The organism is Celeribacter sp., from assembly GCF_048266405.1.
Lineage (GTDB): Bacteria > Pseudomonadota > Alphaproteobacteria > Rhodobacterales > Rhodobacteraceae > Celeribacter.
Map to the genome: position 1 here is coordinate 1 of NZ_JBLWZO010000014.1, position 12360 is coordinate 12360.

At 55.2% G+C, this 12360-nt stretch carries 13 protein-coding genes and 1 tRNA gene; 5 read left to right on the forward strand and 9 right to left on the reverse strand.

What is annotated here, in order from left to right:
• Positions 1-179: 179 nt before the first annotated feature.
• The 4 genes from msrQ to clpB form a co-directional block, all read right to left on the reverse strand.
• Positions 180-791, reverse strand: a complete 612-nt coding sequence (gene msrQ / locus ACN0TS_RS16465; protein ID WP_417260456.1) for a protein-methionine-sulfoxide reductase heme-binding subunit MsrQ — start codon at positions 789-791, stop codon at positions 180-182.
• Entirely contained in the window at positions 791-1717 is a 927-nt protein-coding gene (gene msrP, locus ACN0TS_RS16470) for a protein-methionine-sulfoxide reductase catalytic subunit MsrP (protein WP_417260457.1), read from the reverse strand. Before msrP ends, msrQ begins: the two co-directional genes overlap by 1 nt.
• A gap of 116 nt (positions 1718-1833) precedes the next feature.
• On the reverse strand, positions 1834-3330 hold the full coding sequence (locus ACN0TS_RS16475; protein WP_417260458.1) for an FMN-binding glutamate synthase family protein: 1497 nt from the start codon (positions 3328-3330) through the stop codon (positions 1834-1836).
• Positions 3331-3466: 136 nt separating this feature from the next.
• A complete protein-coding gene (gene clpB / locus ACN0TS_RS16480) occupies positions 3467-6094 on the reverse strand; it encodes an ATP-dependent chaperone ClpB (RefSeq protein ID WP_417260459.1) in 2628 nt (875 codons plus the stop codon).
• A gap of 172 nt (positions 6095-6266) precedes the next feature.
• Between clpB and ACN0TS_RS16485 the strand changes: the two genes are divergently transcribed.
• Positions 6267-6542 carry a hypothetical protein gene (locus ACN0TS_RS16485; RefSeq protein WP_417260460.1) on the forward strand — a complete coding sequence of 92 codons (276 nt, stop codon included), beginning with the start codon at positions 6267-6269 and terminating at the stop codon, positions 6540-6542.
• A gap of 70 nt (positions 6543-6612) precedes the next feature.
• Positions 6613-7323, forward strand: coding sequence for an orotidine-5'-phosphate decarboxylase (gene pyrF, locus ACN0TS_RS16490; protein WP_417260461.1), 711 nt, complete (start codon positions 6613-6615; stop codon positions 7321-7323).
• A 131-nt stretch (positions 7324-7454) separates the two neighbouring features.
• Here pyrF and ACN0TS_RS16495 read toward each other — a convergent pair whose 3' ends face one another.
• The gene (locus ACN0TS_RS16495; protein WP_417260462.1) at positions 7455-7739 is read right to left on the reverse strand and encodes an NfeD family protein; all 285 of its coding nucleotides are present in this window, start codon (positions 7737-7739) and stop codon (positions 7455-7457) included.
• Positions 7739-8632 (reverse strand): SPFH domain-containing protein, encoded by an 894-nt coding sequence (locus ACN0TS_RS16500; protein WP_417260463.1) that lies wholly within the window; start codon positions 8630-8632, stop codon positions 7739-7741. The genes ACN0TS_RS16495 and ACN0TS_RS16500 overlap by 1 nt, the downstream gene beginning before the upstream one ends.
• 90 nt (positions 8633-8722) lie before the next feature.
• Here ACN0TS_RS16500 and ACN0TS_RS16505 point away from each other — a divergent pair, with 90 nt between their 5' ends.
• Entirely contained in the window at positions 8723-9976 is a 1254-nt protein-coding gene (locus ACN0TS_RS16505; RefSeq protein WP_417260464.1) for a DNA polymerase IV, read from the forward strand.
• 3 nt (positions 9977-9979) lie between these two features.
• Here ACN0TS_RS16505 and ACN0TS_RS16510 read toward each other — a convergent pair whose 3' ends face one another.
• Positions 9980-10840: an N-formylglutamate amidohydrolase gene (locus tag ACN0TS_RS16510; protein WP_417260465.1), complete on the reverse strand. Its 861-nt coding sequence runs from the start codon at positions 10838-10840 to the stop codon at positions 9980-9982.
• A gap of 174 nt (positions 10841-11014) precedes the next feature.
• Between ACN0TS_RS16510 and ACN0TS_RS16515 the strand changes: the two genes are divergently transcribed.
• Both ACN0TS_RS16515 and ykgO read left to right on the forward strand, forming a co-directional pair.
• Positions 11015-11089, forward strand: a tRNA-Val gene (locus ACN0TS_RS16515).
• A 61-nt stretch (positions 11090-11150) separates the two neighbouring features.
• Positions 11151-11276 (forward strand): type B 50S ribosomal protein L36, encoded by a 126-nt coding sequence (gene ykgO / locus ACN0TS_RS16520; protein WP_005850168.1) that lies wholly within the window; start codon positions 11151-11153, stop codon positions 11274-11276.
• 86 nt (positions 11277-11362) lie between these two features.
• Here the strand turns inward: ykgO and ACN0TS_RS16525 are convergent, their stop codons facing one another.
• Together ACN0TS_RS16525 and ACN0TS_RS16530 are read right to left on the reverse strand one after the other, a co-directional pair.
• Positions 11363-11872, reverse strand: coding sequence for a hypothetical protein (locus ACN0TS_RS16525; protein ID WP_417260466.1), 510 nt, complete (start codon positions 11870-11872; stop codon positions 11363-11365).
• A 79-nt stretch (positions 11873-11951) separates the two neighbouring features.
• Complete coding sequence (locus ACN0TS_RS16530) at positions 11952-12353, reverse strand: DUF3775 domain-containing protein (RefSeq protein WP_417260467.1); 402 nt, start codon at positions 12351-12353, stop codon at positions 11952-11954.
• Between the last annotated feature and the right edge of the window lie 7 nt (positions 12354-12360).

Here is a 12360-nt window from a genome sequence, read left to right on the forward strand (position 1 = left end):
CTAGGTCAAACTCGCCGCGCCGCAGAACCACAACGCAACATTTTGTGCTTATCCACAGACCAACACGCAATAAACATGAATACAGACGTGAATCACTCTGTTCTTCGACGCGATTCAGCGTGAATCGGTGAGCAGAATCGCCAAACGCACGGATTAAAGTGAATCGATTAAGGATGTGATCAGCTTTTCGCGGCGCGCAATTGCTTGGGGAGGGTCATACGTGTCGCCAACAAAGCAACAACAATTGCCAGATAGACCAAAGGCTCGACCTGCCATCCTTTGACCAACATCACGAAGTGAACAGCCCCAAGCAAGATGGCAGGGTAGAAGAGCTTATGGAGTCTGCGCCACTTCGGGCCGAGCTTTCGGATCGACCAATTGTTCGATGTGACTGCGAGTGGCAACATCATCACGAAGCCCGCCATCCCGATCGTAATGTAAGGTCGCTTTAGGATATCTTTTATGATCTGGCTGAGGATTTGCACATCAAGAACGAGCCACACTAAGAGGTGGAGAAAGATGTAGGTAAAGCCAATAAGCCCCAAAGCGCGGCGGAACTTGATCAGGTTCACCCCTGCAAATTTGCGCAGGGGCGTAATAGCGAGCGTAACGATCAGAACCTTGAGACCCAGTTCACCCATCTCATGTTCGAGGTTTTTTACAGGGTCCACGCCGAGGCGGCCCGTTACTGCCCAATAGAACATCACAACAGGAGGAATGACCGCCACAATATACAGGAGCCACGCGGGAACACGACGCGCCGCTTTGTTCACAGAGTCAACAAGCGCCATTAATACTGCACCGTGAGGTCCATACCTTTATACAGGCCCGCAACTTGTTCTTCATATCCGTTAAACTTGACGGTCTCGAGACGGTTGCCAAAAAGACCACTCCCAATGCGCCGCTCAGTGGCCTGTGACCACCGCGGGTGACTCACCTCTGGGTTCACGTTGGAAAAGAACCCATACTCACGGTGATTGATCGCCTTCCATGTGTTTACTGGTTGCTCCTCTGTCAGTGTGATTTTCACCACCGACTTGATCGACTTGAACCCGTACTTCCACGGCACGACGAGGCGCAGCGGAGCACCATTCTGATTTGGAAGCTCTTTGCCATACAGACCCGTCGCCATCAAAGTCAGCGGGTGCATCGCCTCATCAAGGCGAAGACCCTCTACATAGGGCCAATCGAGAAGAGCGCGTTGTTGGCCACGCATTTCCTCTGGACGATAGAGCGTTTCGAACCGCACATATTTGGCTTTGGACTGAATGCCGGCCAACTCCAAAAGTTGGCGTAGCTCAAAGCCATTCCACGGGATCACCATCGACCATGCTTCGACACAGCGGAAACGGTAGATACGCTCGTCGATATCCATCTTCGCGAGAATGTCGCCAAGGTCGTAAGAACCGGGGCGCTCGACAAGGCCGTCGATCTCAACCGCCCACGGGTCCGTCGTTAGGGCTTCCGCATATTTGGCGGGGTCGCCCTTGTCCGTACCGAACTCATAGAAGTTATTGTAGCTTGTGATTTCTTCGAAGGTATTTGGCGTTTCCGTTGTATCGAACCCGTTAATTTCGAAGTCGGGCTTGTCTTGCGCCCGCGCCCCTGTCGCGCCGAGAACACCCGCGCCCGCCATGCCCGCCAAAAGCGTGCGGCGGTTCATATACGTGTGTTCGGGAGTGATGTCGGAATATTTGAGTTTGGACTTAAACGTCATGAGGCTACCCTTTTGGTGTTTGCAAAAGGGTAGCCTGTTTAGGGCGAATGGCAAAACAAACTCATGTCACAACTGCGTTGGGACAGTGTAACTTTTGCTTTGCCCCATTCCGCAGATCAGCTTTCAGCGTGATAGCTAGGCACAATACGGTCGAGCGGGATTGATGTGCCGTCCGCCTGAACGATCCGCACATGTTTGCGCCGCATCTGACGCGGCTCCAGCACACCAACAGAGTGCGCAATCATCTCCAACTCTTTGATTGATGCTTTTGCGTAAGCGGCTACCTTTTTGTATTTGTCCTCGACCACGAGACCTTTTTGAAGTTGCTCGTGGTGTGTCGTGATGCCCGTCGGGCAGGTATTCTTGTTACACTTGAGCGCCTGAATGCAGCCCAATGAGAACATGAACCCCCGTGCGGAAGTGACAAAGTCCGCGCCTGCACAAATCGCCCACGCTAAATCGGCGGGGTTCACGAGCTTACCGCCAGCGATAATACGGATGCGGTCATGAAGCCCGTATTTGTCTCGCAGATCCACGATACGGATCAGAGCCTCCTTGATAGGCATCCCGACCAAATCAATCAGCGGCATAGGAGCCGCGCCCGTTCCGCCCTCGCCCCCGTCGATGGTGATAAAATCGGGCGCACTTTCCGCGCCGCGCTCATTGATCAACTCAAAGAACTCTGCCCAAGGCCGCGAAGACCCAACCACGAATTTGAAACCAACGGGTTTGCCAGTGACCTCTCTTATATGTCCAATGAAATCGAGCAAATCGTTAAAATCGTCGACCTCACGGTGTCGGTTCGGGGAAATGCCATCCTCTCCGGGCTTGAGGCCACGGATCGCCGCGATCTCGGCGGTTATCTTTGCAGCGGGGAGAATGCCGCCCTTGCCGGGCTTTGCACCTTGGCTGAGCTTGATCTCGAACATCTTTACCTGCTCGTGTGCCGCCATCTCACGCAGCTTACCATCATCGAGGTTTCCCGCTTCATCGCGGATACCGTATTTCGCGGTGCCAATTTGATAGACAAGATCACCGCCCCCTTCGAGGTGAAACGGTGACAGACCCCCCTCCCCTGTATTCAGCCAGATGCCCGCTTCTTTCGCCCCTTTAGAGAGCGCAAGAACGGCGGGTTTTGAAATCGCACCAAAGGACATGCCAGAAATGTTGAAAATTGACTTGGCCGTATAGGGCACGCGACAATGCGGGCCGATCACCATCGGCTCCGAAGTGGCGAATTGATCGTCGAGCGGGGGAAAAGCCGCGTTCATAAATATGGGGGTTCCCGGAATGGTCAGACTGCGAGTTGAGCCAAAGGCCACCGTGTTCCCTTTGCCGTCAGCGGCCCGATAAATCCAGTCGCGTTGCGCGCGGTTGAACGGCATTTCTTCGCGATCCATCGCAAAGAAGTATTGCCGGAAAAACTCACCTAAAACAGTGAACCAGTGACGGAAGTGCCCAATCACAGGGTAGTTGCGCAGGATCGCATCACGCGTTTGGCGCTTGTCGACAAAATACATCACTAACGCCCAGAGTGTCGCCATTCCTACGACAACAACAAACAAGAGCGCCAAAACCTGCAATGCGCTCATCGCCCAATTCCAAATCACCATTCTTTGTCTCCCTTTTGGCGTACCCTGACATAAGGAATTCAGATGGCAACAGAGTTAACGCAAACATGATCACCGACAGCACATGAAAAAGGCGGCCCTCTCGGACCGCCTTCTTCGTAAGTCTTATGACCGTGGATTAATGCACGACGGCATCATCCGGTTTAGGTCGGTTCGATGCGCCTTTGCGCTCCCCGATAATGAGGCCATCAGCTCCAGCCGTCACCGCAATGGTATCTCCATCAGAGACTTCGCCAGACAACAGGCTCTCGGCCAACGGATCTTGCAGCGCACGCTGAATAACCCGTTTAAGAGGCCGTGCCCCGAAGACTGGGTCATACCCCTCATCGGCCAACCATTGTTTGGCAGCATCATCAAGGTTCAGCGTAATATCGCGCTTTGCCAAACGTTTGCCCAAGAGGCCAAGCTGGATATCAACAATCCCGCCCATGTCCTCACGGCCCAAACGATCAAAGATGATTGTCTCATCGAGACGGTTCAGGAACTCGGGACGGAAGTGCGCACGGACCGCGTCCATCACATCGCGTTTCGCCTGTGACGGGTCAGCGCCATCTGGCATCTGGCTCAGGGCTTGCGCACCCAAGTTCGACGTCAGAATGATCAGCGTCTGCTTGAAGTCCACGGTGCGACCCTGACCATCGGTCAGAACGCCGTCATCAAGAACCTGCAACAACACGTTGAACACATCGGGGTGTGCTTTCTCAACCTCGTCGAACAACACAACCTGATAAGGTCTGCGCCGCACAGCTTCGGTCAAAACACCGCCCTCGTCATAGCCTACATAGCCGGGAGGGGCGCCGATCAAGCGAGACACCGAATGCTTCTCCATGAACTCCGACATGTCGATACGAACCATTGCGTTGTCGTCGTCAAACAGGAACTCGGCCACGGCCTTCGTCAGCTCGGTCTTGCCCACACCCGTTGGCCCGAGGAACAAGAACGACCCAAGTGGACGGTTCTCGTCATTCAAACCAGCGCGGGCACGACGCACGGCGTTTGCCACAGCGTGAACGGCGGCATGCTGACCGATGACGCGTTTGTGCAACCCGTCTTCCATCCGCAATAACTTATCGCGCTCACCCTCAAGCATCTTGGATGTCGGGATACCCGTCCACCGTTCAATCACCTGAGCGATCTGTTCGGGACGCACGGCCTCTTCGACCATCAAATCCCCGTCCGCTTCGGCCTCAACAGCTTCAGCTTCCGCCAGTTGTTTCTCCAACTGCGGGATCACGCCATAGGACAGTTCGCCCGCTTTCGCGAGATCGCCTTCGCGCTTGGCAATTTCCAACGCCGCACGCGCTTGGTCCAACTGCTCTTTGAGCTCACGGGCCCCCTCAAGTTTACGGCGCTCGTTTTCCCACTTTGCAGTCAACGATGCAGATTGCTCCTGAAGCGTGGACAACTCACCCTCAAGTTTCTCAAGGCGTGATTTGGACGCGTCGTCATCTTCTTTGCCAAGCGCCATCGCCTCGATTTGAAGCTGAAGGATCTGACGATCCAACTGGTCCAACTCTTCGGGCTTACTATCCACCTCCATGCGCAAACGCGATGCTGCCTCATCGACGAGGTCAATCGCCTTATCTGGCAGGAAACGATCCGTTATATAACGGTGCGACAAGGTCGCTGCCGCCACAAGCGCACTATCGGAAATCCGAACACCGTGGTGCAATTCGTATTTCTCCTTGATACCGCGCAGGATCGACACCGTATCTTCGACCGTTGGCTCCTCAACCACAATGGGTTGGAACCGGCGGGCAAGCGCGGCGTCTTTCTCAACATACTTGCGATATTCATCAAGCGTAGTTGCGCCGATACAATGAAGCTCCCCACGAGCAAGCGCAGGTTTGATCAGGTTTGCGGCATCCATCGCCCCATCGGATTTACCCGCCCCAACGAGCGTGTGCATCTCGTCAATAAACAAAATGATTTCACCAGCTGCGGCTTCGATCTCCTTGAGGATGGCTTTCAACCGCTCCTCAAACTCACCACGGTATTTAGCACCCGCAATGAGCGACCCCATGTCGAGCGCCATCAGCTTTTTGTTGCGCAGGCTTTCGGGCACATCGCCATTGACAATGCGCAGCGCAAGACCTTCGGCAATTGCCGTTTTACCCACGCCTGGCTCACCGATGAGCACAGGGTTGTTTTTAGTCCGACGTGACAGCACCTGCATCGCGCGACGAATCTCTTCGTCCCGTCCTATAATGGGGTCAATTTTTCCTTTCTCGGCGGCCTCGGTCAGATCACGGGCATATTTTTTCAACGCCTCATATCCGTCCTCGGCAGAGGCACTATCCGCAGTGCGGCCTTTACGAATGTCGTTAATCGCTTCGTTGAGATTTTGCGCAGTCACTCCGCCCGCTTCCAATGCCTTCTTGGCCTCGGAGCGCGACAGGGCGAGCGCAGTCAAAAGCCGCTCAACAGGCACAAAACTATCGCCTGCTTTTTTGGCAATTTTTTCGGCTTCATCGAGCACTTTAGCGGTGCTCTGATCCATATAGGTCTGACCCGCATCGCCAGTGACGCGCGGCAATTTCTCGACAGCAGCATCCACAGCGACCGCGACCGCTTTCACGTCACCACCTGCACGCGAAATAAGGTTCGACGCGAACCCCTCGCTATCATCCATAAGAGCCTTCAGTAAGTGTTCGGGTTTAAGCGATTGATGACTCTCCCGCATAGCAATTGTCTGCGCAGCCTGAAGAAAACCGCGCGAACGCTCCGTGAACTTCTCCATGTCCATCGGTATCTCCTTTCATATAAAGCGTTCCGCTTTTGTTGGCGCCCATCGTGGCACGCCTCAGGTCGGAACCTTGATTATTAAATGGGGGGCCATTGACTGAATCTCAAGAGTTGCGGGTGCAAATTGGGAACAATCGAGCACCAAAAACGTTGACCTTAAAAGGAGGCTCACAATGCAGTCCTACCGCGCCCAAGTCAGCGGCTTGACGTTCAACGCCGCAACACAGTGTTTTCAGGCCCGTGTCATTTTCCACGAGGGTGCAGATCGCATCACCTATCCCGTGGAGCTGGCGGCACCGATCACCGCCGATTTCAAAACCGTCTCCCGCGGCGTGCTCCTGCGTGCCCGCGCAATCCGCAAACAAGAACGCGGCGCAAATATCGCGCACCTTAAATCTATCGCAGCGCAGGCCACGCATCTCGGACAAACAATCTCACCCTCGGGATAATGACTACAAACTCTTGACCCACAAAGTGGGACAGCGCATGTGAGGGCAACTGTTTGAAAGAGGATTTCCCATGTCTGCTCCCACATCTGCCCAAGACCGCCTGATTGTTGCCCTTGATGTCCCAAACGTTGTGCAAGGCCTCGACCTTGTAAACCGCATTGGCGACGCAGCAACTTTTTACAAAATCGGCCTCGGCATGTTGACGGGCGGCGGCCTCGCTTTGGCCAATGAGCTCAAGCAGGAGCATGGCAAGAAAATCTTCCTCGACATGAAATTTTTCGACATCGGCGCAACGGTGGAAAACGCAGTGCGCGGGATCGCCCAATTCGACATGGATTTCCTAACCGTCCACGGCGATCCCTATGTGGTCAAAGCCGCCAAAGAAGGCGCCGCAGGATCAGATATGAAAATCCTTGCCGTCACAATCCTCACATCGCTTGACCGCGCCGACCTTGATAACGCCCTGATCAAATCGGGCGATATCCGTGATCTGGTCCAGGAGCGCGCAGGCAACGCCTTTGCCGCAGGGGCCGATGGCGTTATCGCCTCCCCACAAGAAGCGGCACTAATCCGCGCCCTCCCCGAAGCGGAAGGCAAACTCATCGTAACCCCAGGTGTGCGCCCAACAGGTGCCGCGCTCGGTGATCAAAAACGTGTGGCCACACCGGCACAAGCCATCAAAGACGGCGCAAATCACATCGTCGTCGGGCGCCCGATCTGGCAACACGACGACCCACGCGCCGCCGCCCAAATGATCCAAGATGAAATTGCCGATATGTGAATAACGGCACACGCGCTCAAGTTCGAATAAAGAACGGCCCGCCAGTCAATTGGACGGGCCGTTCTCTTTTCAAAAACTTGGGATCGGCTCTCACGAAACAGGAATCCAACAGCAAAGCGGAACACTCAGCCTCAAACATCGTCGTTGATGTCGATGTCCCACTTTTTGATCTGACCTTTTCGGATACCAAACACCCGCCGCATCGCGAACCACGACAGCAATGAGAGGGCGGCAAAGACCAACAGGATCACCGCGATGTTTGAGCCAAACAAACCAAGCCCCATGAGACCTGCCATAATGGCAGCGCCAACACCGAAGCCCAAGAACACGAATCCTGGTGCGATGACCTCAAACCCGAACAAGGCGATGGCCAACACCGCCCATGCCCACCATTGCAGAAACAGTCCTCCGTCCATCACTTCGCCCCTTTGAACAGCTTGAACGCATCGCCAAAGGCCTCAAGCGCCGCAGCAGGAACAACAACGGTTTGCTTACCCGCTCCATTTCCGAGCGCAGTCAACGCCTCAACTTGTTTCAGCGCCACCTGATACTGCGCCGACTCGACCCCGTTTTCTGCGATAGCTGCCGCCACAACGCTCGTCGCATAGGCCTCCGCATCAGCCTGAATACGGCGCGCTTTAGCGGCTTGCTCAGCGGCATAAAGCTGTGCATCGGCGTTCAATTCGACCGAGCGTTTTTGCCCTTCAGCTTCTGTCACCGAGGCGCGACGGGCGCGTTCCGCATTGAGCTGTTGCAACATCGCGGAGCGCGTCGCCTCATCAAGGTTCACGTCGAGGATTTCCGCCCGCGTCACCTCGATGCCCCAGTCATCCACCGCGTTTTCGACTGATTCCTGAATCGTCGAGATGAGCTGCGCACGGTTCGATTGCACCTCATCCAACTCCATCTTACCGATTTGAGAGCGCACAATCCCCGCCACCGTCGTCGCAATCGCGGCATCGACATCACGAATACGGTAAACCGTCTTCTCCGGTTCGGTGATCCGGTAGAACACCGACGTCTCCACCTTAACCAACACGTTGTCAGAGGTGATCGCGTCCTGCATCGCATTGGGCAACTGACGCTCAAGGATCGAGATTTTATGGCGCACATTATCCACGATTGGCACGATCAGGTTGATCCCTGGCCCAAGCACCGCCCGTAGCCGCCCAAACCGCTCCACCACATATTTCTCCGATTGCGGAACAATCCGCACACCTTTGAGAATGAGGATAATAATAAAGACGGCAAGCGCCAAAGCGACGACATTACCGCCCATCAAAAAAGGTGTAAAATCAGAAGGTTCCATTCGCGTCCCTGTCTACTTAAAAGTTATTTGTTCTATGGATAGTATAGCGTCTTATCTGGGTATAGTCTTGCATCCATTCAAGGACTTGTCATGCCCGCCCTTTGCCGCGATTGCCTCACCACCTTTGACACTGGACGCCGCTGCCCTGCTTGTGGGCGGCCACGTGTAGTCGCGCATGATGAACTTTTTGATCTCGGGGTCGCGCATATGGATTGCGATGCCTTCTACGCCTCGGTCGAAAAACGCGACAATCCCGATCTACGTGACAAGCCCCTCATCGTCGGAGGCGGGCGGCGCGGCGTCGTCACAACGGCATGCTACATCGCGCGGATCAAAGGCGTGCGCTCGGCAATGCCGATGTTCAAAGCCCTGCAACTATGCCCCGAAGCCGTCGTCGTTCCGCCCCGTATGGAGGTCTACGCCGAAGCATCGCGGGCGATCCGTTCATTCATGGATGAGCTCACTCCTGTTGTAGAGCCGCTCTCGCTTGACGAGGCATTCATGGACCTGCGCGGCACGGCCAAACTGCACGGCCAACCGCCCGCTGTCATGCTTGCCCGCCTCATCAACCGCATGTCCGACGAACTGGGGCTGTCAGGATCCATTGGCCTAAGCCACAACAAGTTCCTCGCCAAAATCGCCTCGGACCTCGACAAACCGCGCGGGTTCTCGGTGATTGGCAAGGCGGAAACAATGGACTTTCTCGCTGACAAATCCGTCAGCCTCATTTGGGGCGTCGGCGCGGCAACGCGAGCCTCACTGGAAAAAGCGGGCATTCGGAGCTTCACCGACCTGCGCCGATGGGAGAAAGAAGATTTACACGCCCGTTTCGGTGCAATGGGTGAGCGCCTTTGGCATTTGGCACGGGGCCAAGACATGCGACGCATCTCCGCCAAGCGCCCGATGAAATCCATCTCGAACGAGACCACATTCCATGAGGACACCGCAGCCCTTGATGTACTCGACGGCCACTTATGGCGTCTGGCGCAAAAGGTGTCGGATCGCGCCAAGGCCAAAGGGATCGCAGGGCGCGTCGTGACGCTAAAGATCAAAACTGCGAAACACGCGAGTTTCACCCGACGCCTGACCCTCTACGATCCGACGAATACCGCCGACCGCCTGTATCGCACGGCTCGAGGGTTACTTGAGAATGCGATGGATAAAGCCCCCTTTCGACTTGTCGGGGTTGGCCTGTCGGATTTGGTAGATGCAAACGGCGCCGATCTCTCGCCCGATCTTCTTGATCCTGATGCGGTCAAACGTGCCCGCGCCGAACAAGCCAGTGACAAAATCCGTGAAAAATTTGGCAAGGACGCCATCGTCAAAGGCCGAGCCCTCCGCTAATCCTCATTCCGCAGCGAGGGGTAGGTCATCGGCCTCAATAGCTGCCACTCGACGCGCCGCACGTAGCAAGGCCGCACGGACCTTCGCGAAATCAGCACGCGGCTCAATGCGGGCTTCATCCATATAAAGCGAACGGTCAATTTCGATCTGAATGGCATGGCGGTTCTGTGCAGGTCGGCCATATTTCTCAACAATATACGCGCCCGCAAACGGCATATTGCGAGCCACGACAAAGCCTTCGGCGCGAAATGCTGCCTCGACCTGCCCCACGACACGCGGATCGGCCGAAGCCCCGTATCGGTCGCCAATCACAATGTCGGGCAGCTTTGCTTTACCTGATCCATTCGACACCAAGGCCTCATGGGGCATGGAATGGCAATCAACAAGAATCGCCTGCCCACATGCCCTATGCGCCTCGTCCAAAAGCGCCTGAAGCGCCGCATGATAAGGCTTCCAAAAGACCTCAATCCGCGACCGTGCTTCTTCACGGGTGAGTTTCCCGCGGTAGATATTGCGCCCGCCGGACACCACCCGCGGCACGACACCAAGGCCAGAAGCAACTCGGGGGCTTAAAGCGCCGCGTGCGATGCCCTCTATCAGAGCAGGGTCGAATTCGTCGCTGCGGCGATTGAGGTCGACCCACGCCCGCGGAAACACCGCGCTGATCATCGGGGCTCCGAAATCGGTCACTTGTCGAAACAACAGATCGACAAAAGCATCTTCCGATGAACGCAATGTCAGAGGGTCGAGAACCGATTGCGTCACAAAACTTGACGGGTATTCACGACCGCTATGCGGAGAGGAAAAGACGACCGAAGAGGTTCTTTCCTTGGGATGTTTCAGCCGATATGACGCGTTGCTCATGCATGGGTCCTCTTACTCGAAACTATAACGAGTGAAATTACTCACCAAAAGCCCTTGATCAATCATCCGACTCCTTTTATACGCCCACGAACTGACGCGGGAATTGTCTTGTGATTTGTTTTCTGGGGCTAATTAAGCCATAGAGTTCAAGGAGCAGCATTCCCAAGGTAGGATGGGTGTATAGCTCAGTGGTAGAGCACTTCGTTGACATCGAAGGGGTCACAAGTTCGAACCTTGTTACGCCCACCATTCTTTGACGTTAGATAGGTTTTAACTGGCGCACGCAGGCGCCGCGATTAGGAGAAAGACTATGAAAGTTCGTAACTCACTCCGCTCGCTGAAGAACCGGCACCGCGACTGCCGCGTCGTGCGCCGTAAAGGCCGCGTGTACGTGATCAACAAGACGCAACGCCGTTTCAAAGCTCGTCAGGGCTAAGAAATTCAGCAGCGATTATTGATTGAGCCGCACGGGGCGACCCGCGCGGCTTTTTCGTTGTCTCGTTCCTGTCTGGATTGACGTCTTTATTGTGCTTCCAACACTTCACGCGCCTGCGCACTGTCGGCCACTCGCGATGTCGTCACGCCGATAAAGCGATTGTCGGGCAGCACAGTCACAAACGATTGGATATATCCGCCCGACTCCAAAGCCGCCGCGAAATAGCCGCCGCTTTGTCCCTCGGGGTTTATGTTGGTGCTGGCACTCGCGGTCATCTCGGCCCCGCCCACGCGCCACTCTGACGTCGCGACAGCAAACTCAACAATATCCGTTCCAAGCGCCATAATCTCACAGGTCTGACCGCTTTCATGCGCCACGACCAACACGCGGGAATCATCGGTGCGGTAGATCTTCGCCACCTTGCCATTGAGGAGTTTCCGCTCCATGTCCTTTGGCGCACGTTCCAGGCCGAAGCCAAGCGCAATCTCTTTCTCCAAAGGCGTTATACAATAGGATTGCACCGCCTGCGTAACGGGCTCCGCCGCCACACTCATTGGCAACACAACGCTCGCCACCAAACCTGTCAAAAATCGCATTGGAATCTCCTCTCCGCTTCCGCATGTGTAACAGAGAGGATAGAGTTCCGACAATCACATCGCCGAAACCCGAGCAAGTTCACATTTTGCGATAAAGCTCATCTTCCAATTCGGACGTATCCACACCAAGCGCTTCCAAACCGTCCTCAAGGTAATCAGCCAACAGAGGGATACCGAGCAGGTAGTTTTCCGTGGGGGTAGTGGCCTCTTGCTTGGCGGTCTCGAACGCCTCGTCATAGTCATCAGCGGAGAAGGTTTCACGACCGATCCACATGATCGCAACGAGAGCGGCCTTTTCGTCGTCATTTAGGTTTTTGATGAAACTCTGGAGTTCGCTGCCTGTCGCATCAGAGCGGCGCGATTCGAAAATGGTATCAGAATCGGCGTCATCGCTTGACCGATCCCAACGGCCAACTTTGACAGAAAGCTCTCGCGCTCTGACAATAACAAAACCGACTTTGTTTGGACTGATATCCATCACATCTCCT

Excerpts from the sequence above, each read along its gene's own strand:
- msrQ (WP_417260456.1), bottom strand. The coding sequence starts at position 791 with ATGGCGCTTGTTGACTCTGTGAACAAAGCGGCGCGTCGTGTTCCCGCG.
- msrP (WP_417260457.1), bottom strand. The coding sequence starts at position 1,717 with ATGACGTTTAAGTCCAAACTCAAATATTCCGACATCACTCCCGAACAC.
- ACN0TS_RS16475 (WP_417260458.1), bottom strand. The coding sequence starts at position 3,330 with ATGGTGATTTGGAATTGGGCGATGAGCGCATTGCAGGTTTTGGCGCTC.
- clpB (WP_417260459.1), bottom strand. The coding sequence starts at position 6,094 with ATGGACATGGAGAAGTTCACGGAGCGTTCGCGCGGTTTTCTTCAGGCT.
- ACN0TS_RS16485 (WP_417260460.1), top strand. The coding sequence starts at position 6,267 with ATGCAGTCCTACCGCGCCCAAGTCAGCGGCTTGACGTTCAACGCCGCA.
- pyrF (WP_417260461.1), top strand. The coding sequence starts at position 6,613 with ATGTCTGCTCCCACATCTGCCCAAGACCGCCTGATTGTTGCCCTTGAT.
- ACN0TS_RS16495 (WP_417260462.1), bottom strand. The coding sequence starts at position 7,739 with ATGGACGGAGGACTGTTTCTGCAATGGTGGGCATGGGCGGTGTTGGCC.
- ACN0TS_RS16500 (WP_417260463.1), bottom strand. The coding sequence starts at position 8,632 with ATGGAACCTTCTGATTTTACACCTTTTTTGATGGGCGGTAATGTCGTC.
- ACN0TS_RS16505 (WP_417260464.1), top strand. The coding sequence starts at position 8,723 with ATGCCCGCCCTTTGCCGCGATTGCCTCACCACCTTTGACACTGGACGC.
- ACN0TS_RS16510 (WP_417260465.1), bottom strand. The coding sequence starts at position 10,840 with ATGAGCAACGCGTCATATCGGCTGAAACATCCCAAGGAAAGAACCTCT.
- ykgO (WP_005850168.1), top strand. The coding sequence starts at position 11,151 with ATGAAAGTTCGTAACTCACTCCGCTCGCTGAAGAACCGGCACCGCGAC.
- ACN0TS_RS16525 (WP_417260466.1), bottom strand. The coding sequence starts at position 11,872 with ATGCGATTTTTGACAGGTTTGGTGGCGAGCGTTGTGTTGCCAATGAGT.